Consider the following 26,817-nt stretch of genomic DNA (forward strand, 5'->3'; position numbering starts at 1 on the left):
TGCCTAAAGTAGTTAAAAGAGAATTAACATCAAATAAAAGTACGTTAATACAAAGGTTTAGAACCCTCTAAACATTGAAAAAAGAAGGGCTAATTACAGAAAAAGAATATCTACAAAAACGTAAACTACTTTTAAGGAATTTATAATACACTTTAAGGCTTTTTTATTATAAGGCTTCCGTCGTATTTACTTGCTCATATTGTAATTATTTTGTTAAAATGGATTTAACAAACATACCTGTAGATTATGCATTGTGTAAGTGCATTTGGGTACTTAATGAGCTAAGGGTAGTAATAGTATGCAAAGAATTCTTATCATAGACGACCACCCTATTTTCCGTCACGCCATGGTGACTATATTGGGTAAGAAATTTCCTGACTCTCAAACCCTTGAAGCCAACTCATTGCCTGAGGCGCTTGAGCTACTTGAGGCTGATGCCGCTTTCGACCTTGTAATGCTTGATTTAAATATGCCAGAAACCTGTGGGCTCAATGGCTTACTAGAAATTAGGAATCAACACCCTAATCTTCCTATTGTTATCATCTCTGCAGAAACTGAGAAACAAAACATTCTACAAACCATTTCTTACGGTGCAGTAGGCTTTATTTCTAAAAGCAGTAAAATAGAGGAAATCGCCACGTCGGTTGAGTCTATATTTGAAGGTAATGTGTGCCTGCCCTCTGAAATTTTACGTACATCGTCGGCCAGGAACCGAGTGAAAAAAGAAAACGCTATTTCCCTTGAACAAATTCGTTCATTAACCAGAAAAGAATTGGCCGTTTTGAAATACTTAACCCAAGGCTTAGCTAATAAAGTCATTGCTTACGAACTCAGTATTTCAGAAACAACCGTGAAATCCCACGTCTCATCAATATTAAAAAAGCTAGGTGCAAGCAACCGAGTGAAAGTAGTCGCCAGCGCCGCCAATATCGATTTTAATCAATACGTGTTTAATTAACGAGTCTAGCATTAATGAGGCTTTAATTATAAGGAACTAAGAGAAAGCCGATTTTAATGCTTGCTTTAACTTTGCTGAGTTAATCGGCTTATGCAGCAATTGTATACTGGTCCCTTCCAACTCGTTCGCAAGTACCTTAGAATGATTGGCCGTACATAGCATTATCGGCATGCTAGGCAGTGTTTGTTTAATATGCTTCGCAATCTCCAATCCGTTCTCTCCGTCATCTAAATGATAATCGACGATAAGTAGGTCGCAGTCATCAAAACAGTTATCCGTTACCGCCATACACTGCGCAAAACCGGAAAATGTAACCACCTCCACTCCCCAATTTTCGAATAGCGTTTGCATAGCAATCCTCATATTGGTGTCGTTGTCGATATGCCAAATTTGTTTATCTAGTAAACTTTCAGGTAAGCCGTCTTGTGGCGTGCCATTGAAAGCCGGCTCATGCTCAATGTCTTGGACTGAGGCAAGCGGCACCGATAAGGTAAAACAAGACCCAACCCCCTGCGCAGATGAAACACTAATATTATGTTCAAGTAGCCGGCTCATTTTATCAACAATATAAAGACCAAGCCCCAAACTATAGGAGTAATTAAAGTCATTTTCCAACCGACTAAACTCTTTGAATATAACGGTTTGATCGTCACTGCTAATTCCCACACCTTGATCGAAAATACTGATACGAAGATCGTTACCCACGGTCCTTGCGACAAAAAGAACCTTACCATTCGCCCCATACTTCATCGCATTACTGAGTAAATTACGCAGAATTCGAGACAATAAACTTAGGTCTGTAAAAACAATAGCATCTTGAAATTTATAGCGAAAATTAACCTGATAATCTTGGCTAATATGACTAAATTCCTCAGCTAGCTGTGCTAACAAAGGAAGTGCATTTTCTCGCTGTTTATCAGGCTGAACTACCCCTGCATCTAACTTCGAAGTCTCGATAAGCGTGCGTATTAAGCTATTTAAATCCGACAACGAGTTATCCAATGCACTGACTATTGGACTCGCTGAGGCCTGTACTTGATCGCGCAAAGATTCGTTGAACAAAATAGCGGCGCTCAAAGGTTGCATTAAATCGTGGCTAATAGCGGCTAAAAATTTACTCTTAGAATTCATCGCCTCTTGCAACGCAATATTCGCATGATTGAGTTCTCGGGTGCGCTTTTCTACATTTGATTCAAGCTGATCTTTCGCCGCTTGTAGCTGTTGCTTACTTCTTACTTGCTCTGACACATCAGTGGCTAATACAAAATGCCCTTCTATTTCATTCTTATCGTTAAAATGCGGCAAATATACTTTTTGCAAGAAGCCCGTTTCGCCCTGCGCGTTCATTTCCTCACTTTGAAAACTGACAATTTCTCCCCGATTGACACGTTCAACATAATGAATAAGGCGGGGATACACCTGCTTCAAGTGGCTTTGTTCCATCGCTACGCCATAAAGGGGCTCTTCACCTAGACCATACCAATCTCGATAACCTTTATTGGTGTATAAAAAGTGTTTATCTGTACCGATATAAGCAATAAGTGCGGGCACATTATCGGTGATCATGCGTATCCAACTTTCATTTTGCTTTAACGTTTCTGCATACTTATGTTGAGACGTTACATTAGTGAAAGTACAAAGGGTGTTGCCGTCAGGCAACATCGTAATTCGCCTATCGACGACTAAGTTTTCGTTGATAATTTGCGTTGTAGCGCCGCCTTGGTCAAGCTTTAGGCCACTCCAATCAGCGTGCATCTGTAAAGTGTAAATATTCTTACAATCAAACAAGGTGTACTTCGATACATTAGACTGGGTTAAAAACGTATTATTCCAAAACGCAACACCGCCATCTTTGTTGATAAGTAAAATACCAACGTCTACGTTATCAATAAGGCTCTGAAGTAATTTATTTTTTTCTTTAATAACTTGCTCATACCGATTCGATTCATCCAACTTCACTTCAGTAATATCATTAAATAAGATTACATTGCCACCTTCTTGCGTACGGCGTATGGACAATTGGTACCATCGGCTATTAGATAATTGATAGATAACCCTACCTTCTGAGTCAGGAGGTAGCACGCGGCGGATAACTCCCAAATGCTTCGCATGTTGAGTGATATCGTAATAATTGTCGCCAATTTTAGGCGTAATGGTAAGGTTGTCCCACACTGTGCCGAAGTGACGATTAAAATAGATTACCGCTCCCTTGCTATCAAGCAACACCATCGCTTGGTTAATGCTCTCAATAGCGTCATTTAGACGCTGTTTTAATTGATTAGTTTCTTGATGTGCGCGTGCTATTTCGGCATTCGATTTTTCTAATTTCTGCAAAACAACTTGTAGCGCTTCTGTTTTTTCGTTTACTTTTTCCGATAACTGAACTGCGTGTTCAAAGGCGCGATAGCTATGATGATCGAAGCCTCCTTCTTCAATGCGGTACATAAGCGCCGCATTAATTTTCTCCAGCTTCTCATTTTCGACCTTTTGGCGCATAAGCTCGCTACGAAGCGCTTCTAGTTCTGTATCATAGGCAAGCTGGGTAGATTCAGACACTTGATTTGAGTTAGTCCTTGGCAAAGTAAACCCCCGTGAAGGTTTGATTTAAGTGTACGGAATGTATATGTTCTCCGTAGGCGTTAAACCCTGCAACATGGTATTTTTTTTGTAGCCGCTGAATTTCTGCATCATTCCTATTTTGCTCAATTTCTATACGCCTTAAAAAGCAGTCACAAGCGTAGACAAATTCGGCTTCACCTAAATCACCACGTAGCGTTTCTAATTTTTGTTCCATGGCATCAATACAGTCACCAAGCTGCACAAAGGTAAGGATAATGCCAATATCAACCGCACAGTAAAACGTAATTGCATTAGTGGCTACATCTACTTTTTGAATAGAGCGAATAAAGTATTTCCCCCCGACCAGTACGGCTAGTGGGAACACTGAAAATACATCGGGCGTTAAATCAGAGGCTTTGAGGCCAAGTAAGCTAGCGTAATACTGCGCAGCAGGTTCGCCGTTAATCTCATAAACAGTGCGAGATTCTGGGTCTGCGTGGGTTACCACCAGCTTAGACACCGGCGAATTTATATGGTCAACTGAAAAAACAGAGAAAGGTTTGCTGGTTCCCACCAGCATTAACACTGCTGCATTCTGATGAAACGCACCGTCATAAAACACATAGGTCGCTTCTAATTTTAAATCGTCTCCTGCACTTCCCCCTAAATGAGGAATATTGCCAAACGCGGTAGCAAAAGTTTCAAGGAAATGCTCTTCATGACGGGTAAGCCCGTCTAAAACTGAAATAACAAAATGTTGATTGGTATCGTAACGCTTTTCTCTACTTTGTAAGGTATTACGCAGGCCGCTTGCAATATCATGGGCTTCGTTAAAATTAATTTCATCCAAGTTTGAGACTAATGCAGTGGCAATGGAAAAATCGCGCTTTAAAAAAGCGACGGCAATAAGGCGTTCGGTACAGTACCCGTTTTGGTTAAATTCCCCGGCACTGGTGCAGCCTACTGTAGGTACGTTGGCAAAAAGCGCGTTCATATTTAACGCCACATCATCTAGATTGAACGAAGTAGAGGTATGGAAAAGCACCAACTCTATTTCCTCAAGTGTGGTCTGTGACAATATTTCACTTACCACATCATGACATGCGTCTTCCGCCAGATACGTCATAGGCCCTGATTGACTAGCAGATTTACTCAGCGCGGACAGGATGGAAATTTTTGACACGTGTTGGCACCTTATTCTTTTTATATTTATCTATTTTACATAGGTTAGGATTATCTAACGTCACGACACATTCAAAACACTGCACACATTCAGCATAGTCAATACTGCCATCTTGTTCGATAGCATCCACGCCGCATTTCTTCTGCTTACAGAGTTGGCAAGGGTTACCACATTCTTCCCGGCGTTCTAATAACGTTATTAATGGAAAGCGCCCTAAAATAGCGAGTCCAGCACCTAGCGGGCAAAGATAGCGACAATACACTTTATGGATCTTTAAACTTAATCCTAATAATAAAAGTGCATAAAGCACAAACGGCCAATAGCGCACAAAATAGAGCGTGATTGAGGTTTTAAATGGTTCTATTTCAGCCAACTTTTCCGCCAACGTTAGCGAATAAAATGACGTTGCAAGCAAGCCAACAAGCACCACATACTTAATTTTTTGCGCATATTTATGATACGCTGGCTTTATTCGAATTTGCCTGATCTTTAAGTATTGTGCAACAACTGCCATAATTTCCTGAAGTGCCCCAAACGGGCATAACCAACCACAGTATAATCCTCGCCCCACTATGAATAACGACAAAAATACAAAACTCCACAATACAAAGATAACGGGATCGAGCAAATAAACTTCAATCGAAAAACCATCCACTAGGTCGAGTAACAAGGTATAGATATTGACGACCGACAGTTGCCCTTGTGCGTAAATGCCAATGAAGAACAATACAAACAACAGCGATGCTCCTCTAACCACACGAACCATGCGCGTCAGTTTCATCAGCTTTCTTTGGAAAGCGAACAGCAGTGATAGGATAAGTAGGTAAGCAAGCGTGATACTCAATTCTAGCCAACGGCTTTGCCACAACTGCTGCCAAAGTGGAACAGAAACGTGTGTTTTCGCTGCGGGGTTTTCCATAAACAGCGCATCGGGTAACAAAAACGAAAGGGTAAACAAATGCTCGTTTTGCTCAAAAAAACGCAGGCTATAGGGTAAGCTAATTGATATATCCATTTCTTGATCAAGAGACAGCCCCCCTTGTGACTTAATTTTTAGTACTTTTATCGTTTCGAATTCGGGCACTGGTTGAGAAAAGCGCGGATCATAAAAACTATAGAAATCTAAATCTCTTGCATCAATGGTAAATGCTGATTGCGCGAGGCGGAAAAATTCGGGAGCAGTTTGCGGGGTAAATTCATCGCTTAGAAACCGAAAGCCTTGGGTATTTATTACTAACAAGGCCACTTCACCTGGTTTCAGGCTTTCTTGCAGCCGAACGTACTCATCGGTACTTAACAGGTTTTTCCCGACAATAGGTAAGCTTAAAAAACCATAGTAATGCTCAGAAAATACGAATTCCTGAGGATTTGCGAATGTGTTGGCTGCTTCAATGACTTCACTGGGAAGCCCCGCAACCTCACTGCGGTATATTGTGTGTTTTTGAATGTAGCCACGTTCAATAAGTTGATCGAAAATTAGAGGTTCGAAAAAGTCGGGGTTAATGATCCGTTTGCTGGGCACCACAAAGCCATCTAGCTTGGCCCGCGCTACCGCTAACGCCGATGTCACGATAGTATCGTTAATGACCAATACAGAGACTGTCGCTTTAGTCACACCATCAAAATACGTCGCATTGTTACCAACATGACTCTTCCCGCCTACAACAAAGCGTTCTGTCACATTGTGGCTTTTATACTGTGCGATAAAATCTCTAAGTGACTGCTCCCCTAATCCATGCAGGAAAATAGGCTCGCTGTGCTTTTTAATGACAAGATCGGTAAAATTCCCCTGAATATCAAGTCCAATCAAAACGTTAACTGGTTTGCCAGAAAATCCGATAAAGCTAACGAAGTCCTTAGATTCAAAAACATAGCCAAGCAATTGCTGCAGTTGATAAACAGGTGTTACGTTAATGTCGGTGTGCGCTGCACCAATGCGAGTGGCGGTAGGAAAAAGACGATGTACCTCTTCGGGTATCTCTGTTGCGTCTGAACGCGCAAAGACAAAAGATACCGAAGTCATCATCAAACAACAAAATAGTAGCGCTTTCAGCATAATGAGATAAGGCAGCACATAGGTGCTGCCCTTCCACTCAATTAAAAGAAACCAAGAGGATTGATATCGTAGCTAACTAGAAGATTTTTGGTCTGCTGGTAGTGATCTAGCATCATTTTATGCGTTTCACGGCCGATACCTGACTTCTTATAGCCTCCGAATGCAGCATGGGCTGGATAAAGGTGATAGCAGTTAGTCCATACTCGACCCGCTTCAATAGCTCGGCCTACTCTAAAGGCAATGTTCGCGTCTCGACTCCAAAGCCCAGCGCCTAAACCAAAGCTAGTGTTATTGGCTATTTCAATCGCTTCCTCTTCGGTTTTAAATGTTTGTACCGCGATAACAGGGCCAAAAATCTCTTCTTGGAACACGCGCATTTGGTTGTGCCCTTTTAAAATAGTTGGCTGAATGTAGTACCCTTTATCTAATCCAGGAAGGCGCTCTTTCTCTCCCCCTGTAACAACTTCAGCTCCCTCTGATTTACCTATGTCGATATACTTAAGAATTTTATCGAACTGCTCGCTAGACGCCTGCGCTCCTACCATAGTCTCAGTATCTAGGGGGTTACCGCGCTTAATTTTGTTAATTTTTTCAATGACTTTATCCATGAATGCTTCGTAGATATCCTCGTGGATAACGGCGCGAGATGGGCAAGTACATACTTCGCCTTGGTTGAAGTAACCAAGTACTAAACCTTCTGCACATTTATCAATAAATTCAGGCTCATGATCCATAATGTCTGGGAAGAAGAGGTTCGGCGACTTACCGCCTAATTCAACGGTAGAAGGAATAAGATTTTCAGCCGCACAACGAAGAATGTGCTCGCCCACTGGGGTAGAGCCAGTAAACGCGATTTTGGCAATTCGTGTGCTAGTGGCAAGCGCTTGTCCTGCTTCAGCACCAAAGCCATTTACGATATTGAGTACGCCTGGCGGTAGCAAATCTTGAATGAGCTCAGCAAACACTAAAATAGACACTGGCGTTTGCTCTGCAGGTTTAAGCACAACTACGTTACCCGCAACAATAGCTGGTGCGAGCTTCCATGCAGCCATAAGTAATGGGAAATTCCATGGAATTATTTGCCCTACAACCCCATATGGTTCATGAAAATGATAAGCCACTGTGTTTTTATCGATTTCACCAATCGTGCCTTCTTGGCTGCGAATACATCCCGCATAATAACGGAAGTGGTCAGCAGCTAAAGGGACATCAGCGTTCAGTGTTTCTCGAACGGCTTTACCATTATCCCACGTTTCCGCCACAGCAAGCATTTCAAGGTTAGCTTCTATGCGATCGGCTATTTTTAATAATACATTTGAACGTTCGGCTACCGATGTATCGGCCCACCCTTTTTTGGCCGCATGAGCAGCATCAATAGCCAATTCAATGTCTTCTGCGGTTGAACGGGGAATTTGCGTTATGTCGCTGCCATCCACGGGGGACGTAGTAATAAAATATTCACCTTTAACAGGTGCAATCCACTCGCCGCCGATAAAATTACCATAGCTTTCTTTGAAACTGACTACTGAACCTTCACTTCCTGGATTTGCGTAAATCATAATGACACCTTCTTTGAATTCATAGCGCGTCAACACGCTGCTAGTTATCGTTTACTGTGTCATTTGATAATCGTACTTTTGTTGCCTATCTACCATAATGCGATAGGCCGATTTGGCTCCTACTTTAGGAGGGGAAGAGAAGTCTAAGCCTTGCCAAGATAGCCATATTTATTTGCTAATTCGGTAAATTCTGAGGGAGATGTTTTTAACTTTCTTTTAATAACCGTTAGTGCGTTTGATACAGTTTTTGTTGACAGTCCTAATTCCAGGGCGATATCAGGCCGAGTTTTACGCATGGCGGTTGCCATAAAAATTTCAAACTCTCGTTTGGTAAGTTTGGTAGCAATATCAACATCTGCATGTAACAGCTGATTAGCTAAATTGACAGCTAGTGAACGTTCGATATATTTTTGCCCCTTTGACACCACTTTAATTGCTGAGATAAGCGTGTCGGGGGGGCTACTTTTGCTAATATACCCCATCGCACCAGTTTGCATGGCGCGCTGCAGTATGGCGCAATCTTCAAACATGCTAAAAAATATTATCTTTAAGGAGGGCTGTTTTACTAAAAAGTCAGTAGCCAACAGCAAGCCATTTTCTTTCGCAAGGTTAATATCAAGCACTAGCGTATCGATAGAATGCACCTGCAATACGTGTTGTGTTTGGCCCCCATCAGCAGCTTCAAATACGGTACATTCAGGTAGCATGGCATTTAACAACGCTTTATAGCCTTCTCTTACAACCGCGTGATCATCAACCAATAGGATATTCATGCGACATTCGCCTGGCACGCATTATCAGTCTCTCGCCAATTAAGCGATAACTGAACATTAACCCCTCCTGCGTTAAGCGTTTTAACGGTACACATTGCGCCAATACATCTCGCTCGACTTTGCATCGATGACATACCAATATTTTCTACAGCATGCCCATCAAACCCCTTACCGTTGTCACGAATGTTTATATTAAGCCCCTGTTGGTCAGCGAGTATTTCTACCCATACCTTTGAAGCCTCTGCATGCTTTACTACATTGTTAATGGCCTCTTGAACAAAGCGATAAATATGAATATCTCGCTCATGGTTTTCAGCATATTTGTTCAACTTGATTGAGACTTGCCATGTGGTATCAGGTTGCGCGAGCTCTTGTTCGAATACTAGTTTTTCGAGGGATTGCTGTAACGAAACTCGGTCTAAGATCAATGGGTGGAGGTGTGCGGTTAGATGGCGAATGGCATCACTAATTTGTTGACTCATGGCTTGCACTTTATTGGCGGACAATTCCAATACACTAGGCTCTTTTGAATTCACCAATATATATGCATGGGCTTTTATGGTTGTGAGTAACTGGCCCACGTTGTCGTGCAATTCCCTAGCTAGGTAGCTTCTTTCTTGCTCTTGCAGTAATGCTAATTTTTTATCTATTTTAACCAACTGCTTTTCTTTATTTTGCAGCGAATATTGTAAACGTTGAAACTGCCCGATGACCCGCCTTACTTCCTTAATATCACTATCTTCGAATTTGTCAGTCGCTTTACCTTCGACAAGCTGTTGCAAAGCGTCTCCCAATTGATTTAACGGTTTTAGCCTTTGCGTTATGGCCACCTTAAGCGTAAACAGTAATAAACTTAACGTAGTAAAAAATAAACCTGCGACTAACCAAAACAGGTTCATATTCTGGGCTAACTCTGCATTATTTTGTGCTCTCACCACCAAATATTGATTTTCATGGATAGGAAGGTAGATTGGCTGATTATCGGAGTGAAAATTAGCTGAAGCCGATAGTCGACCAGTAAACTGTGTGACCGATAGATGCGGGCTTTGTTCAGCAACCGCTTTAATATCGGTCGTACTCATATTCGCTTTAAGCATTTCCTGCACTTGATTGAGTGCACTTGATGTTTCATCATTGATATTCTGACGAATTTGGAAGTATACCGAGCAGGAAAAAATGAGAAAACACACGATAAAGACTGCCACGATGGCACTGGATATTTTTTTGAATCCTGACATGGCAACACCATAAGCACATAATAGACATACTTATGCTAAACACTCCTCAATAACAAACACATCCTGCAATAGAGTTGTTTTATTCCTTCGAAAGGAGGAGAACATTAGCTTTAGATATTTCATTTTACACAAACATTCATCGCCCGATGATGTGACGGACCCTGCAGCAAGCCAAAGTCAGGCTTATCCCTCCGCAATACGTAAAATCTTTTGTTAAAATAAAAGTAACAAGAACGACTTCATTGATGCAGAGGCAATTTGCGAAGCGGTATCGCTACCTAATATGCGTTTTGTCAGCGTAAAGTCAGAAGAGGCACAAGTCATCTCAGCTATTCACAAAGCCAGGCATGGTTATATTAAAGACCGAACGGCTTGCATGTCCCGTGTTGGTGCGTTACTTCTCGAGCTTGGCATTGGCCTTCCGACGAGTCATAGTGTAATGAAGCAACTATTTTTGAATCATAAAAATAGACGCAATGTTTTCAAAATCCGTTGCTAGAAATAGCGTGCCGGTTCAAGTCCGGCCTCTGGTACCATTCTCTTTAAATAGAGAGCAAGCCGATCTTGAGTCGGTTTTTTTGTATCTGGAAAAGATCGTATCGGTACACCCGAGATCCCCTCATTTGAACTTCCCTGTCCGTATCTTAAATTATGAGCGAGTTTTTGAGCTTCTTGCTACAAGGCTTTGGACAATTCCTTCTAACGTACTCTGATTCACTAAAGCCACGAGCATGCGTGACCTCATTTTGCCCGTTTAATTGAAAAAACGTGTGCAAGCAAAGAGGGCTGGTTAATTCCTCCTATGGTGGGTCGTCGCTTTCAACTCAATTCACTGAATAATACGAAATTAATAGAAGGGTTCTAAAAACGAAAAACGTCAGTGGGTCTAAAACTGCCAAAAGGAAATATAAATGCGCCCTTCCTATCCTCGTATTGGTATCTTTTGGGTTTACCAACAAAAACTCATATCAAAATCTATACTATTATCCCAAGCCTCATATAGCAGTGTAGGAATTGCCGACTGCAGTTTCAGCCACATTGATGTTTGGGAATTAGAAAAAGTATACCTTCCTGAATATCCAAAGCTTTTTGACTCTGAATATCAGGCGTTACCTCGAGGGCGAATAGTATTTGATAAGAAAAATAGCAATTTTAGCATGTTCGCCGATAGAAAAATTGTAAGAAGTAAGCTCCATAGACGAATGGTCATTAACACTTTTTCTCTACAGACGCAGAAATGCATTTGGAGAACAGATCCTCACTATGTTGTTTTCAGTTAAGGGAATAGAATAAAGCTTTATCCCAGCAAAAGTGCGCTTAAGCGATATGTAATCTAAGGTCATTTTATAAAATGCTATAACGATGTTTATCCGGTTTGAAAACTAAGCATCAAACTTATAGCTCTACAAATGACTTACCAGTCAAAGAAATAACATCAGATAACGTGGAACAGCCTATAACATGGAAAATAATTTACTCGTCAATTTAAGGAAATACCGGCCCAGAGACAAATCCGATCCTTTAGAGAATTTTTTAACTGAAGCATTTGCTCACTTGTTGAAAAGCAGTGATGAAGTGATGTCAGCAGTTCTGGCAAAACTTAACGAAAAATCCAAACTTCCAAAGGCTTTTAATCCCAGTCGATATGAAGTTTCGACTCAAGAAAACTTCAATGGCAAGTTTCCCGATATGCTTGTTAAGTGGGACGATGTGACAATAGTCTTCGAGCACAAGGTCTATTCGGAACTTAGTGATTCTCAGCTAGCAAACTATAGAACTTTTGCCGAGCAACATTTTAACCACCATTACGTGGTGCTTATCACAGCGCGGGAGTATCAGCACAAACAAGACCCCGACTGCGCTATATGCTGGCATGATATTTATGGCCTATTAGACGATATAAAGCCTTTAAACAATACAACAACTGATTGGTATATGCAGTCATTCAAGAAGCTACTGCAGGCAGAAGGGTTAGGGAAAATAACCCCTATCAACCAGTTAGCCATTACCCACTACCTTGAAGCTAAAGCGTTGGAAGAACAAATGCGCTCCCTTCTTCGTTTAGCATCCCTTGACCATGTTGCTTGGCCGTTAGGCATTATACTGAAGCCCACAGTAAAAGATCGGCTTAATGCTGTCGAAAGTAGGATTGGCATCGAATTTTGCCAGCTTAGCAGCAACCAAAAACTTGACTGGAAACCCGGTATTTTTTGTGGTTTTTTAGCCGATAGTACCGATCATAAATATGAACACATCACTGGAAAGCACATGCATGTCGCATTAATTTTCGATTTTAATGAATCAGTTCATAACTCACTACCATCAATGCCTTATTTTGAAGAATTTCGACACGAGCTCTCGGATAAAATTGATGCGTTAAATGCATCAACCGTGGCAGACACAGTTCTCAATAGAACGTGGAAAGTTATCGATAATATGCGTTGCGACTACAAGGGTGACGTCAATTGGTACCACCCTTTTGCCGTGTTAATGCGTATGGATGCATTTTTTAATGAGGTACATAGTCCAAATGAACAGCTTACTGCCTTTGTTGACGCGATGAGTGCTTTACAACAGCTGTGTTTGTCTTGCCCAAGTTTCCAGCCATTTTTAACAGAGGCCTCTAAACAAGACAGTCATGTTTAAAGCCTGGCGAAATACAGCAGTATAGGTTTGATGTCGTTGCATTCTCTTTCCATTGAAGTAGCCTCACAAACCTATTAAAGTCGCTGCCTATTATTGATCCCTCCTCTTCAAAGGCCTCAACTGAATGAATATCGAAAGATTAGAAACCAAACAGCGTATGAGTCGTATAGTTAAACACAACGGCGTTATCTATTTGTGTGGACAGGTGTGTGCTGATGCAACAAAAGACATCACACACCAAACACAAACCATGTTAGACAAAGTTGATAGCCTGCTAATGCAAGCAGGCAGCGACAGAAAGCATATGCTCTCTGCCACTATCTATCTTAAAACTATGGATGACTTCGCTAAGATGAATGAGGTATGGGATAACTGGGTTCCCGAAGGTTTCGCACCAGCTCGGGCTTGTGTGACCGCAGATATGGCTCGCGACGCGTTGCTGGTAGAAATATCTGTAGTCGCTGCTGAAATAGCACAATAGCCCACCTACATCGTAAGATGATGGCATCACGAGGTGTGCGCATTGTGTACACCGGTTGTAGGTTCTACAATGGTTACGACCTTGTTGCGGCTTAATGTTATGCAAATCGACACTGCTTTTCTAAAGAGGCACCTTTTATGAAGTATTTACTTTCGCTTGCTCTTGCTTTTGCCCTTGTGGGTTGTGCAACGCTTTCGCAATTATCGGTGTACACTGTATCTAGCACCGAGCTAGAGCAGGTACTCGACGGCCAAATTAGCCAGCTGCAAAAGCAGACTTCACTTGCTGGTATTCCACTGACATTAGATGTTGAAGATATGACAGTGTCCATTGGCCCAGATGGCAGAGATGTGGTTCATCTAGGCGCTATTGCCACTGCCCGTGTTAGCGCGTTTGGTTTGAACTACCCTGCGAAGGTAAGCCTTGCTTTAGAAGGCACGCCATATTACGACAGCGAAAAAAAAGCCATTTTTGTACGCTCCCTGTCGCTACTTGATAGCACCATTGATGCTGGTGGATTTAAAGGCAATTTAGCGCCGGTAAGTGGCGAGCTGATGCAACTGATTAACGGCTTTTTGGCGACTAATCCTGTATATCGTTTAGACGCAACGAACAAAGCCATTAGCCTACTGTCAACAGTGCCATTGCAACTGACTGTTGAGCAAGGCCAACTCGCATTGCGACCCAAGCAGTAAGCTTTTATAAGCAGAGCTCCCCATTCAGCTTGCAACTATGAAATACAATTTCGAAGACAGTTTTCATCACAGAGTGACGCAATAGGAAGGTATAGTGACTGAACGAATTAAAACATTAGACGCATTCGCAAAGCACGTAAATTACTCTTTGCTAAATACACTCATGCCTGACCCAGAGTCAACGGGCGACGGTAACGATCACAACCCTCGCCAAGTGTTCTCAGGTCACTACGTGCCTGTTACACCTACGCCTTTAATGTCACCTGTCTACATTGCACATAGCGAAACCTTGTTTGCAGAATTAGGTTTAGACGACAGCTTGGCCACCACCACGGATTTCGCTGCATTATTTTCAGGTGATATGTCTGCGGTTCCCTCGCCTATGGTGCCTTATGGCTGGGCGACAGGTTACGCGCTATCAATTTACGGCACGGAATATACCCAGCAATGTCCATTTAGGACAGGTAATGGTTATGGAGATGGTCGCGCTATTTCTGTCGTTGAAGCGGTATTAAACGGCAAGCGTTGGGAAATGCAGCTGAAAGGGGCTGGCCGTACACCATATTGTCGCGGGGCTGACGGGCGAGCCGTGCTCCGCTCTAGTGTGCGCGAATTTTTAGTGCAAGAACATATGCACGCGCTGGGTATTCCCACTTCCCGCTCATTAAGCCTATTTATGTCAACGTCAGACACGGTAGATAGGCCTTGGTATCGCGAAGGCTCACACGCATACGAGCCAGAGGTAATGGTACAAAATCCCATCGCTATCTCCACCCGTGTGGCACCGTCATTTTTACGCGTGGGTCAGTTGGAACTCTTTGCCCGACGTGCGCGCTGTCATGAACATGACAACGCACACGACGAGTTAAAAGCCATTGTCATACATTTAATCGAGCGAGAGTATGCAGAAGAAATAGATACAACAGAGCCGTTTGATGTACAAGTTGTTAAGCTCGCCACGCTATTTCGTGACCGATTAACCTTCTTGGTGTCGCAATGGATACGCGTAGGGTATTGTCAGGGCAACTTTAACAGCGACAACTGTGCAGCTGGCGGATTTACCTTAGATTATGGGCCCTTTGGCTTTTGTGAATTTTTTGAAACCGATTATCAGCCATGGACTGGCGGCGGCCGTCACTTCTCGTTTTTAAATCAGCCACTAGCGGCACAAAAGAACTTTGATATGTTCTGTCGATCGTTAATGCCTTTATTTGCAGACGATAGTAAGCATCTCACTGCGCTTAATAGCATTAACGAGGGATTCTCTAATGTCATGGAGCGAGCCATGGCAAACATGTGGGCAAGCAAGCTAGGTTTAGCTGATTATGACCACGATTTACTGATGAAGTTACTGCAATTAATGGTACGTACTGGCGTAGATTATTCTCTGTTTTTCCGTGAGCTGTCGGCTTTACCCGATGATATGAGCAGTTTGACCAGAAGCTTTTATCACACGCCCAAAGACGAGGTAATGAAAGAATGGCAAAACTGGCTTCAAGCGTGGCGTCAAAGTATAGAAAAAAGCGTTAAGATTGAGGGGAGTTTAGCCAAAATATCGGAAACCATGCGCCAGGCCAACCCTAAGTTCATCTGGCGAGAATGGCTTATTGTGCCAGCATACAAAGCGGCTGAAAAAGGGGACTTTACCTTAATACACCGTTTACAAAAGATACTCACTGCCCCGTATGACGAGCAATCAAAAGAGGTAGAGGCCACGTATTACCAACGTCGCCCCATTGAGTTTTTCAGCGCTGGTGGGGTTGCGCACTATAGCTGCTCTTCGTAACTAAGATTTGCAACAGCCCAATTCATCGAATGAGAGTGGAAAACTAATAATTGTTGAACGCCTCACTAGTTGAGGCGTTTACTTTCAGGCGGGCCCAGATAACTCGGTTTTACGCCCTCCAAATGCCCTTTACATCATGTAAATTCAAGATTTGGGGCGGTTCGTCATCAATGGAAACAAAAATGCGCTCCTCAGTAGCAACCACACCAGCAGTTTGACTTGACTTTATCCAGTCTTGCTTAGCTTTTACCTGATACGCCAGAGCCGCCGCCCCTTTATTGAATACCTCAATGTAATATGCTTGATCACTTGCTGGGTCGAACTGAGGCAAGCGATAGTTATAGTGCCACTTCAGTCCATCGAACCTCCCCCCAAAAAATGATAAATGGTGCCATACTCGACACGCAACCCCAAACTTCCAATATCAAGGAATAAGAATTAGCCGCCACATTATTCAATAGATAAATACAGACAGTGGTTAATAATTAGACTAATGTAAGGCATATTCAGTGTTAACAGAGCAAACCTTTTCGGTTTGCTCTGTACTATTCAAATCTATAAAAACGCCATTAAGGCGTAAGGATAAGGCAATGATAAGGAATGATCCTATTCTAAAACCGCTCTTAGGGGCATTTATCATGGCAATATCCTTTGCCAGTCATGCAACGCAATTACTGCGCGAACCTACACTTCACAAAGACACGTTGGTATTCACCTATGCAAACGATCTGTGGAAGACCACGATTAAGGGCGGTAAAGCCACACGTTTAACCAGTTTTCAAGGCTCTGAATCACAACCCGTGATCTCTCCTGACGGCAAAATGCTTGCCTTTACCGGTGAGTATGAAGGCAATAAAGATGTCTACATTGTAAGTATTGATGGCGGACATGCTAAACAGCTCACATTCCACCCAGCCTCAGACGCTGTTGTTGGCTGGGCTCCTGATAGCCAAAGTGTGTTGTTCAGCTCTCCAAGGTACTCTGCCCCTCGCAATTCACAGCAGTTATATACTGTGTCGGTGGGAGGCGGAAACCCTCAGCAGTTACCCATGCGACGAGCCTCAGACGGTGCGTTTGACCCCAAGGGTGAAAACATGGTGTTTCGCCGAGCGGGGGTTTGGGATCGCGGCTGGCGCAATTATCGTGGCGGGCAAAACCAAGCGCTACGAATGATTAACTTAAGCAGTTTGGAAGAGCACGATCTTCCTTTTAATAACGACTTTGATGTGGATCCTGAATGGTCGAATAACGGTGATATTTACTTTCTCTCAAACCGTTCCAAAGTGACCAATGTATTTCGTTATGCCCCTTCAGCTAACGCGATAACACCGGTTACAGACTACAGCGAGTACGATGTCATGGGCTTTACGGTAGACGGTAGCAATGTGGTGTATGAATACCTTGGTGATTTATATTTGAAGCAGGAGCAACAAGCGGCGAAAAAACTGTCCATTGAAGTAATAGGAGACTTCTATTGGGCTCGTGATGCCCATGTTGACGCACATAAAAACATCACGGAATTTAATATATCTCCCTCGGGTAAAAGGGCTTTATTCTCTGCGCGTGGAGATGTCTTTTCTGTGCCTGTTGAACATGGCTCTGCCCGCGCATTAACCGACTCTTCAGGCGTACGAGAGCATTCTGCTGTATGGTCTTACGATGGCCAATATATTGCCTGGTTTTCAGATGCCTCAGGTGAATATGAACTGGTGATTGCCGATCAATATGAAACAAAAAGCAAAACGATTCCTTTAGCAGGTGAAGGCTTTTATCAAAAGTTAGTTTGGTCGCCAGATGGCAAACGGCTATCATTTACTGACTCAGCGCAACAACTATGGATAGCTAACCGAAGCAATGGTTCTACCAAAATTATAGATACCAATCGTCAGGTTCATCCAGAATGGGAGATGATGGCCGCTTGGTCTCCAGATAGCCGTTATATTGCCTATACAAAACAAAACGAAACCATGTTTCGTGAGCTTTATTTGTACTCTGTGCAAGAACGCACTCGCCATCAACTCACTCATGGTTTAGCAGAAGTCACATGGCCAACATGGAGTGATAACAGTAACACCTTATATTTTTTAGGTAGTGTTGACTACGGCCCACAAAGCCCATGGCTGGATATGTCGAGCTTAAGTTTTAAGGCCACCTATCAACTTTATTACGCCAACCTTTCGCCCACCCATGCCCCGCTATTTCCAATGCGTTCAGATGAAGAAGAGCCTACTCAGAAAAACGATAGCAACACCGACAATGAAGACGAACCGACCCAACCTTCTGTCTTCGTCGCCGAGGGCTTTGGTGATCGCATCACGCCAGTCACCAGTGAAAAAGGGCATTTCAGTCATTTGGCAGGAGGTAAAGGCGGGAATTTGTATTTTTTAAGTCAATTCAAAGATGATACTGGAGCTAGCCAAACCCACTTAATGAAGTTCGATGCCGAAGAGCGAACCATAGCAAAAATTGCCGATAAGGTAAGTGAATATCGCCTTAGTGCTGATAACAACGCAATCTTACTCAAAAGTAAAGAAAGCTATCGATTGATCAGTGCCATTACTGGCTCGGGAGATGACGATAAAGTCATTGCACTCGCTCTATCTAAACGGGTGAATTTCTTTGAAGAATGGCAACAGATTTTTCGCGAAGCTTGGCGCTATCAACGAGATTATTTGTATGTAGAGAACTTCCACGGAGCAGATTGGGATGCAGTATACGAGCAATACCAACCGCTCGTGGCATCCATTCGCCACCCGCTTGATTTAACGTATTTACTCGACACCTTAGGAGGCGAAGTCTCCATTGGGCATTCGTTTACTGCCAGTGGGGCTAAACCAGACATTGGTAAGCCCAACGTCGGCTTGTTAGGTATCGATTTTGAAATAACTAAGAAGGGCGTTAAATTACGCCATATTTATACAGGAGAGTCATTTTTCGCCGGCGCGAACTTACAGTCGCCGTTGGGCAAATATGCGCATCAAATTGACGAAAATGCTTACCTGATAGCGGTTAACGATACCCCTATCGACCCCCAAAAGAACCTCTATTCGCAATTTGAAGGCACCTTAGGACACGTGACGCGGATCACTATTGGTGATATTGATAATTCAGACAAGCGACAGGTATACCTCGTTAAACCCATTAACAACGAAAATGGCCTTCGCAAAAATCACTGGATTGAAAAAAACAGACAATATGTTGAGGCACAGTCTAACGGAAAATTAGCCTACGTGTGGATGCCAGACACCGCAGATGATGGGTACCATTCCTTCAACCGCTATTTCTTCCCTCAAGCTAAAAAACCAGGCGTCATCATTGATGAACGCTTCAATGGAGGCGGCTATATCGCCGATTATGTCATCAACATTTTACGCCGTGAATTAAATGGTTTCTTTAACAATCCCCTAGCACCCAGCAAGCCTTTAACAAGCCCAGCGAGCGGCGTTTGGGGCAGCAAAGTCATGCTAATAAATGAAATGTCGGGTTCCGGTGGCGACATGCTCCCCTACATGTTTAATTATTACGGACTGGGTAAATTAGTGGGCAAACGCACCTGGGGGGGACTGGTTGGCATTTGGGGCGTACCCGGTTTCATCGATGGCGGTTACATGACAGCACCACGCTCTGGTTTTTATGGCACCAATGGACAATGGCAAGTAGAAAACGAAGGGGTTATGCCTGATGTTAGCGTGGAGCAATGGACTAAGTTCACCAGTAAAGGATTGGATCCTCAGCTTGATAAAGCCATAGAGGTTGGTTTGGAAGAACTTAAAGGTTATACCTCCCCTATTAAGGCGCAGCCAAAAGACCCTGTTAGAGTACCTGTACCCCGTCAATAACTCACTGGAAAAAACTGGGCGCTGTTGCGCTCAGTTTGCCCGCGTAGGTAGCAACCCATTTAAAATAAAGGCACTGCCTCAACACTCATCACCGCTTGCCCTTCGTCCCCTTGCGTAAATACTCGTAAAGCCGTGTAAATACACGTAAACCCTCTTGACTATATAGTCGAACAAAGCCTCAAATAACACTTATTTTTCATTGCGTTACGTAAATTCCAATTTACACAAATGAAATATGTATGAAATAAAAATAGCCAACAATTGCGCTACCTCAGGCAACAATAATACGGCGTATTTAGCAGGTATTCGTACCCTGCTATGTACAAAAATCAACCTTTATTTATAAAGAGAAACACATGAACAAGAAAACTCAGTTCAGTCGCATTGCGATAGCTGTAGCTTTGTCTATTGGCGTGGCAACCACAGCGGTTGCAGCCACCGGTCAATCATCAGCCATGCGCGGTACCGTAGTAGGCCCTCAAGGTAACCCTGCTGCAGGCAGCTCTATCACTATTATTCATCAGCCTTCAGGTACGGTGAAAGAGGCCACCGTTAACGAAAATGGTGTATTCTCAGCACGCGGGTTGCGTGTGGGTGGCCCTTATATGATTGTGGTTGAGTCAGAAAAGTTCCAAAGTCGTATTATTGAGGATGTATACCTTGAGCTAAATGACACCTTCGAACTAGATGCAGCGCTTGAATCTGCGTCAGATATCGAACGCGTAACGGTGACAGGTAGCCGTGACTTTTTCTCCAATAATGGTTCAAACTCCGTGTTTGGAGAATCGGCTATCGAGAACATGCCAACCTTCAACCGTGATATTAAAGATATTGTCCGTTCTAACCCTTTGGCCGTGGTGAGTGCCGATGGCGAAGAGTTAAGCATTGCTGGCTCTAACCCCAAGTACAATACCTTTACCGTTGATGGCGTAGGCGTGAATGATACGTTTGGGCTACAAAGCAATGGTTACCCTACTTCCCGCCCTCCTGTTTCGTTAGATGCAATAAGCCAAGTTTCCGTAGAATTTACGCCGTTTAGCGCCCGTGCCGGTAAGTTTGGTGGCGGTAACGTTAACGTGGTGACTAAATCGGGGACTAACGACTTCCATGGCACTGTTTTTTATGAAGAAGTACCCTTTTCTGGTACGGCAAAAGACACCAAGCTCTACGACACAGAGTATGACGTAGACAACGAAGAGTCTTCTTATGGCTTTACATTAGGCGGCCCGCTCATTCAAGATAAGCTTTTCTTCTTTGGTTCATACGAAAAATGGGAAGAAGAAATTGATACTGGCTTTAATGAAGATTCTTACTCAGCAGATTTAGTTGCCGCAGCGCAAGACGTGATCTCGGCGCTGAGTGACACCTACGGCCTAGAAGATTCTATCGCTGGCGCACCTGAGGCCGACGAAGATGAAAAGTACCTTATCAAGCTAGATTGGAACATCAACAACAACCACCGCGCAGATTTTACCTATAGCTATCAGGAAAATACTTCTGCGCAAAATTATAATGACGATTCTGACACCATTCGCTTAACCTCGAATACATGGACGCTTGCGCAGAAAAATACCTACTACACCACCCACGTTTATTCAGACTGGTCAGATAATTTGCAGACAGAAGTCAGCCTGTCTTATAAAGAGTTTGAACAGGCTTCGCTTACTGCCTCAGATTGGGGTGAAATTAATGTCGACACGGCAACGGGCACTGACAGCGGTTATACTGTGGTGGCAGGCGTAGATGAAAATCGTCACGCCAACGTTTTAGAAAACGAGGTATGGAACTTTGCCGTTCATGCAACCTACCTTGCGGGCGACATCGAGTATAAATTTGGTACCGAAATTGAAAACACATGGAACTACAACCTTTACGGGCGTGATTCTTTGGGTACGTGGTATTTTGACGATACCGAAGACTTCGCTAACCAAGAAATTTCTTATTTTGAATATGCAAATGCCTATACCAACGATGTTGAAGATCTTGCCTACGATGTAGAAAGCACGGTTTACTCCTTTTACGGCGATGCCACGTACGAGTTATTCCCTGATTTTATGGTTACCGCAGGTTTGCGTTACGAGTACCTTACTGTAGAAGACTCACCGCAACTTAACGACAACTTTAACAATACCTATGGGTTCACCAACACAGAGAACCTGGACGGTTTTGATATTTTACTTCCTAGGGTTAGCTTCAATTGGGAAGTTAACGATGACTTAACCTTACGAGGTGGTGTTGGCCGCTTCTATGGCGGCATGCCCCTAGTGTGGATATCTAATGCCTACACCAATGACGGGGTTACCAACGACTCAGTAACCTTCTCCAGTTTAGACGCCGATTCGGTAGATTTCACCACTGTGCCAACTGAAGCGCAAAGTGCACTGGTTCAAGGCGCGGGTAGCACAAGCTCTATCGACCCTGATTTCGAGCTTCCATCTGATTGGCGCTATCAAATTGCGGCCGACTACACCTTTGACATTCCTACCTTGGGCGATAACTTTGCGTGGACCAATGAGCTAACCTATGTTGACAGACAAAATGCCGCCTACTGGGAAGACTTATCTCGAATCGATAATGGCAACAGCACGGTTGATGGTCGTATCATTTGGGATAACGTATACGATGGCACTGAGTATGAAGATAACTATGATATCCAGCTAACTAACTCAGACGACGGTGGGCGTAGCATTTTATTTACTAGTGCATTGGCGAAACAGTGGGATAACGGACTAAGCCTAAACGCGTCATATACCCACCAAGACATCACTGAGGTTAACCCAGGCACTAGCTCTACAGCAGAGTCAAACTATCAGTATGAAGTTACCGTTAACCGTAACGACCCATTAGTTGGCACGGCGTACTACGAAATTAAACACCGACTAGTTGTGAACCTTGGTTATACTCACCAATTCTTTGAGGGCTATAACACGAACTTCAATTTGTTCTTTGAACGCCGTTCAGGACAGCCATTCTCTTGGGTTCTTGGCTCTTATCAAGATGATGACTTAGGCGACCAGTCTGCGTTTGACGATTCCGATATTTACCTTCCTTATATTCCGTCAGGTGCAAACGACTCAGCTGTTGATTTTGAAAATGGCCTGAGTTACGACGAAATTATGGCCATTGCTGAAGCCGCTGGCGTGGCAGGTTCTGCAGGCGGGTATGTAGACAAATACTCATCGACTCAACCTTGGATTACCACCGTAGATTTAGCCATTTCACAAGAAATACCAGGCTTTGTTGAAGGTCATAAAGGGCGCATTTATCTCAACATTGATAACTTCGCTAATTTACTCAATGACGATTGGGGCAAGGTATACGAAATGAACTACCCTCAGCAAATCTTGTTCGATTACGACATTAACGAATTTGGGCAATACGTATATTCAGAAGCCTATGGCGGTACGGATACCAGTAACTACGACACCTTTGATGAAGAGCAATCTACTTGGAGAATCAAAGTGGGCGTGAAGTACACTTTCTAAGTATTAACCACCACTGATTGGTAATACCTGGCCAGCGCAATATCCGCTGGCCTTTTTTATTTTATACGCTTAACCCAAAGCGACAGGTAAGGTTTTACTGCTGCCATGTTCACACAACTCACCGTCAAAAAAAGTTGGCAAGCTATTTGAAAGTTCATCTATAAGAACTAAATGATTGTGCTTTTTATATGCACTGAACAACGAGAATTTGACACTATGCGCTTACCCACTAAGCAACTTATCAGCAAAATAGAAACCCTGTCTAACGACTTATCTCAAGACCAACTGTCCAACTTTCTTGATATTATCAACGCAATGACAGCATTGGTTGAAGAGGCCAGTGAGCTAGGCGACAGTCAAAATAAGGCCGCGCCTGCACCGAACATCAACCAAGATTCATTGGTACATTAACCTGCGCTTTTGTTGTGCTTTGCAGTGTGTCGTGCTGAAAGGTACGAACACTCAGCGTAAAAAGAAGCCTATTAAAACTGAATGGTTTCTGCCTTTTGGTGAGCCACAGTTAGCACGAAGGCGCCCCAATACCGTGGCGAACGAAAACGCGGGTTTCGCTTCATTTTTTGCTTTGCAATTTGTAACGCCCGTGACGCGTTGTGAGTGGTAGCCAAGCTAGCATAAAAATGTTCCATAAAGGTGGCGGTGGCTCTGTCTGGCACCTTCCACAAGGTGCCCAATACCGACCCCGCGCCTTGCGCTAGCATACCTCTCGATAAACTATTTTGTCCTTCGCTAAGCCATATTTCCCCCCGCAACGTGTCACATCCACTTAATACCACTAAATCTGCAGAAAATGGCCGACTCAGTAACTGGGTTAAAGAAACAAAACCGGGTAAATATCGGCGTGTTGCCGCATCAGATGTTACTAGGCCAACGATACCGGGATACTCAGGGTCATAAAAACCATGAGTGGCGATATGCAGTAACTTGGCATGGCCAAATTCATCAGACATCAAGACATCGCTGTTTGCTTGTGCGCCCAAAGCTGTGACGACCGAAGCATGAGAAAAGTGTTGTTGAATACTGCTTGCCTCCCGTTCCGAGAAGACCAAAGGTGGCATGGCCTTTCGCCAAGTAAGGGTAGCTTTATTTGAAATTCCGCTAGCAGGCGAATTAAATCTTGGATTAGCAAACACCGCGATATGTGACCCTTGCGTTGCGCTAGAGGGATCCGGATTGAAATAATCTAAAACAGAAAAAGCGCGTACCACTTCAAAATGGTCGATAACATGCGTGGCATTATCTGGCATCGGCAGCGCGGAAAACGCGATGGTATGCGTGAGATGATCGCTAACCAGTATCAGCTTGGAAATAGACTGCGACTTAAAATACTCTAAAGGAAGTAATTCATCTGCCTTTATCCACGTCACTACTCCTTCTTGCTGGTGTAATTTATCTCTCATAGTCTTGCCAATAGAAAACCGCCGCCACCCTTGTTTTGTACCAACAATAAGATGGGTGTGTTTAGGTAAATCTATTAACCTTACCAAGGCCTCATGCTGCTGTAGTTTATCTATTAGCCGTTCAAATTGATAAGCGTGGGTGCGGTCAACATCGAGGCTCACTTGACGACCATGAGCTCTCAACGCATCCCGTTTTTCTAGGCTGATATCAATTTGTGCCTGGGCCGCCAAATTCGACTCACCAACACTTAAAAGATTAACTTCCATTTCGGCGGTTGTATTGTTTTCTTCTAGTGCAATGTCTTGACCGTATTGAGAATAAAACTGTCTACTTTTACGAAGCATGCTACTTTGATAATTGTCCATGACTTCCAATACTTTTTGCGCGCTGGTATTGCTGTTATTCGCCAAGAGATATTCAACATAACTATCAATCAATAAGCGTACTTTATTTTTAAAGGTGGGCCCTAAACGATAAATACTTAAGGTATTTTCAACCTCATTTACCAGGCTAAGTGCAGCGGTAAAATTGTTTTCTACTGTGGCTTTTTGTGACTCAGTTAGCGGCTTAGCATGCTGTAAGAAAAGGGCGTTTTTCAGTTCGTAATATTCAATAAGATGCGGATGTTTAGGTTTGATATACGCCAATGCACTTTGCAAATACACCTCTGCCATTTCCACTTCTTGTATCGCAATGGCGCTTCTGGCCAACGTAAATAGCACATTCATTTTATGCCGTGTATCACTGAGTGCAGCCACTTGTTCAAATGCTAGCGCTGCCGCTTGTTTTGCTTTATTCGGTTGCTTTGTTTCAGCGTAAAAGGCTGAGCGTAAAGTATGATATTGGCTGCTCTCACGAAACGACGTAGGCGTGATAATAGGCTGGGCTTGGTTTAAGTAAGTGTCAGCTAACCCTGCATTACCTTGCGCTAAGGCAATATCTGCCAAGCCTAGTAAGGCCTCTGCGGTGTAGGCACCTCTTCCCATTTGTTTGTTAATATCTACCGAGTAGGAAAAATAACGCGCAGCAGCGGGTAAGTCGCCAAGCTCTATATAAGTACTCGCCAAGTTGTCGTGCTGAATGGTTAACGCTAAGGCGTCGTTACTCATGCGAGCCAGTTGTATCGACTGGCTGTAGGTGCGCTGGGCAGCAGCCAAATTACCCAATGCGCGATGTAAAACAGCCAGGTTGTTTAAATAGCTAGCAACGTGATTGTACTTTTCAAAGGCGCGACTAACTGCAATGGCGGTGTCTAATTCGTCAGCGGCGGCCACCAAATCGCCAGTAACCCGAAAATAGGTAGCGCGGGCATTATGTAATTCTGGCAATAATTCGTTTAACTGATGCGCTTCAATCAGGGATTTGGCATATTGAAGAAATTCCCATCCTTCATAAATGGTGTGCATGTCTGCACGTTCGTCACCTCGGAGAATGTCACTGAACCCTCGCATTAAATTGACATACGCCACGTCATAAGGCGGGGCTGATGACATCCCGCTTTGCGATTGCGTGTGTTTAAACCCACGGCTCGCCTCTTCAAAGTTCATCAGCCGGAAGTAAGCTTCTGCGGCAAACACAGGGTAGATACCACATTGGTCTGAGAAAGCACTGACTTGCGGTTGTTCACTAGGTGCAAGAATTTCCTCAAGCCTATTTTGTTCAAGAAGGTCATTCAGCATTTTCTTTTTTACCACACAGCTTGGCTGTTGATGAAATTTAGCCGCATCTTCTACCCAGTTTTCTTCTTGCCATTGGGTAACTTGGTTGATATCGGCCTTTAAAAGCCGTGTTTCATCCACGACTTCAACCCCCACATCGCTTGCTCGAAACAGTAATGGATATTGAGACTTTGCTACTAGCGAATAGGGCGTTGAAGAAGCGGGCAAGTATAGGTATTCAATTTGTGAAAGTAGAAAGGGGGCTGATAAGCGAATGCTTGGTTCCGTTGAATGATGAACAATAAACTCAATAGCCTCACCCGTATAGGAAATGCGAACAAATTGCCCCCCGAAAGCCGCACTCTCCGGCAGCGTAATATCATACTCTTCAGCCACAAGCCTAGGGCAAGAAAATACGGCGATAAACAGGATGGTTATCGCCGCTATTGCCTTTAAGGGTATGTACACTCGACTCACCCTTA

15 protein-coding genes and 1 pseudogene are annotated in these 26,817 nt (G+C 43.5%); 9 read left to right on the forward strand and 7 right to left on the reverse strand.

The genetic code is table 11. The features are described from left to right. The first annotated feature begins 298 nt into the window (after positions 1-298). Positions 299-958, forward strand: a complete 660-nt coding sequence (locus EP13_RS15125) for a response regulator (RefSeq protein ID WP_044058009.1) — start codon at positions 299-301, stop codon at positions 956-958. A gap of 36 nt (positions 959-994) precedes the next feature. Here the strand turns inward: EP13_RS15125 and EP13_RS15130 are convergent, their stop codons facing one another. From EP13_RS15130 to EP13_RS15155, 6 genes are all read right to left on the reverse strand, one after another. Continuing rightward, complete coding sequence (locus tag EP13_RS15130; RefSeq protein WP_052364549.1) at positions 995-3,454, reverse strand: hybrid sensor histidine kinase/response regulator; 2,460 nt, start codon at positions 3,452-3,454, stop codon at positions 995-997. Positions 3,455-3,524: 70 nt separating this feature from the next. Then, positions 3,525-4,700, reverse strand: coding sequence for a nitric oxide-sensing protein NosP (nosP, locus tag EP13_RS15135; RefSeq protein ID WP_044058011.1), 1,176 nt, complete (start codon positions 4,698-4,700; stop codon positions 3,525-3,527). Further along, positions 4,666-6,756, reverse strand: coding sequence for a 4Fe-4S binding protein (locus EP13_RS15140; RefSeq protein ID WP_044058012.1), 2,091 nt, complete (start codon positions 6,754-6,756; stop codon positions 4,666-4,668). Before EP13_RS15140 ends, nosP begins: the two co-directional genes overlap by 35 nt. 41 nt (positions 6,757-6,797) lie before the next feature. Further along, entirely contained in the window at positions 6,798-8,315 is a 1,518-nt protein-coding gene (gene exaC, locus EP13_RS15145; protein WP_044058013.1) for an acetaldehyde dehydrogenase ExaC, read from the reverse strand. 143 nt (positions 8,316-8,458) lie between these two features. Beyond that, positions 8,459-9,088: a response regulator transcription factor gene (locus tag EP13_RS15150; protein WP_044058014.1), complete on the reverse strand. Its 630-nt coding sequence runs from the start codon at positions 9,086-9,088 to the stop codon at positions 8,459-8,461. Next, positions 9,085-10,326: a sensor histidine kinase gene (locus EP13_RS15155; RefSeq protein ID WP_044058015.1), complete on the reverse strand. Its 1,242-nt coding sequence runs from the start codon at positions 10,324-10,326 to the stop codon at positions 9,085-9,087. Before EP13_RS15155 ends, EP13_RS15150 begins: the two co-directional genes overlap by 4 nt. 173 nt (positions 10,327-10,499) lie before the next feature. On the opposite strand from EP13_RS15155, the pseudogene EP13_RS19345 reads away from it, so the two are divergent. The 8 genes and pseudogenes from EP13_RS19345 to EP13_RS15200 form a co-directional block, all read left to right on the forward strand. Beyond that, positions 10,500-10,780: pseudogene (locus EP13_RS19345) on the forward strand (IS110 family transposase); the annotation flags it as partial. Positions 10,781-11,787: 1,007 nt separating this feature from the next. After that, positions 11,788-12,972, forward strand: a complete 1,185-nt coding sequence (locus tag EP13_RS15165) for a PD-(D/E)XK nuclease family protein (RefSeq protein WP_044058017.1) — start codon at positions 11,788-11,790, stop codon at positions 12,970-12,972. A 124-nt stretch (positions 12,973-13,096) separates the two neighbouring features. Next, positions 13,097-13,453, forward strand: coding sequence for a RidA family protein (locus EP13_RS15170; RefSeq protein ID WP_044058018.1), 357 nt, complete (start codon positions 13,097-13,099; stop codon positions 13,451-13,453). A 137-nt stretch (positions 13,454-13,590) separates the two neighbouring features. Continuing rightward, positions 13,591-14,148, forward strand: coding sequence for a DUF1439 domain-containing protein (locus EP13_RS15175; RefSeq protein WP_044058019.1), 558 nt, complete (start codon positions 13,591-13,593; stop codon positions 14,146-14,148). Between the two features lie 94 nt (positions 14,149-14,242). Then, the gene (locus tag EP13_RS15180; protein WP_044058020.1) at positions 14,243-15,934 is read left to right on the forward strand and encodes a protein adenylyltransferase SelO; all 1,692 of its coding nucleotides are present in this window, start codon (positions 14,243-14,245) and stop codon (positions 15,932-15,934) included. A 590-nt stretch (positions 15,935-16,524) separates the two neighbouring features. After that, positions 16,525-19,773: a S41 family peptidase gene (locus EP13_RS15190; protein ID WP_044058022.1), complete on the forward strand. Its 3,249-nt coding sequence runs from the start codon at positions 16,525-16,527 to the stop codon at positions 19,771-19,773. 356 nt (positions 19,774-20,129) lie between these two features. Next, entirely contained in the window at positions 20,130-23,258 is a 3,129-nt protein-coding gene (locus EP13_RS15195; RefSeq protein WP_044058023.1) for a TonB-dependent receptor, read from the forward strand. A gap of 171 nt (positions 23,259-23,429) precedes the next feature. Continuing rightward, positions 23,430-23,669, forward strand: a complete 240-nt coding sequence (locus EP13_RS15200) for a hypothetical protein (RefSeq protein ID WP_231401251.1) — start codon at positions 23,430-23,432, stop codon at positions 23,667-23,669. 71 nt (positions 23,670-23,740) lie between these two features. Here EP13_RS15200 and EP13_RS15205 read toward each other — a convergent pair whose 3' ends face one another. After that, positions 23,741-26,803 (reverse strand): CHAT domain-containing protein, encoded by a 3,063-nt coding sequence (locus EP13_RS15205; protein WP_044058024.1) that lies wholly within the window; start codon positions 26,801-26,803, stop codon positions 23,741-23,743. Positions 26,804-26,817: the final 14 nt, after the last annotated feature.

The organism is Alteromonas australica (assembly GCF_000730385.1).
GTDB classification, from domain to species: domain Bacteria; phylum Pseudomonadota; class Gammaproteobacteria; order Enterobacterales; family Alteromonadaceae; genus Alteromonas; species Alteromonas australica.

Excerpts from the sequence above, each read along its gene's own strand:
- EP13_RS15125 (WP_044058009.1), top strand. The coding sequence starts at position 299 with ATGCAAAGAATTCTTATCATAGACGACCACCCTATTTTCCGTCACGCC.
- EP13_RS15130 (WP_052364549.1), bottom strand. The coding sequence starts at position 3,454 with ATGCGCCAAAAGGTCGAAAATGAGAAGCTGGAGAAAATTAATGCGGCG.
- EP13_RS15140 (WP_044058012.1), bottom strand. The coding sequence starts at position 6,756 with ATGCTGAAAGCGCTACTATTTTGTTGTTTGATGATGACTTCGGTATCT.
- exaC (WP_044058013.1), bottom strand. The coding sequence starts at position 8,315 with ATGATTTACGCAAATCCAGGAAGTGAAGGTTCAGTAGTCAGTTTCAAA.
- EP13_RS15150 (WP_044058014.1), bottom strand. The coding sequence starts at position 9,088 with ATGAATATCCTATTGGTTGATGATCACGCGGTTGTAAGAGAAGGCTAT.
- EP13_RS15155 (WP_044058015.1), bottom strand. The coding sequence starts at position 10,326 with ATGTCAGGATTCAAAAAAATATCCAGTGCCATCGTGGCAGTCTTTATC.
- EP13_RS15165 (WP_044058017.1), top strand. The coding sequence starts at position 11,788 with ATGGAAAATAATTTACTCGTCAATTTAAGGAAATACCGGCCCAGAGAC.
- EP13_RS15170 (WP_044058018.1), top strand. The coding sequence starts at position 13,097 with ATGAATATCGAAAGATTAGAAACCAAACAGCGTATGAGTCGTATAGTT.
- EP13_RS15175 (WP_044058019.1), top strand. The coding sequence starts at position 13,591 with ATGAAGTATTTACTTTCGCTTGCTCTTGCTTTTGCCCTTGTGGGTTGT.
- EP13_RS15190 (WP_044058022.1), top strand. The coding sequence starts at position 16,525 with ATGATAAGGAATGATCCTATTCTAAAACCGCTCTTAGGGGCATTTATC.
- EP13_RS15195 (WP_044058023.1), top strand. The coding sequence starts at position 20,130 with ATGAACAAGAAAACTCAGTTCAGTCGCATTGCGATAGCTGTAGCTTTG.
- EP13_RS15200 (WP_231401251.1), top strand. The coding sequence starts at position 23,430 with ATGATTGTGCTTTTTATATGCACTGAACAACGAGAATTTGACACTATG.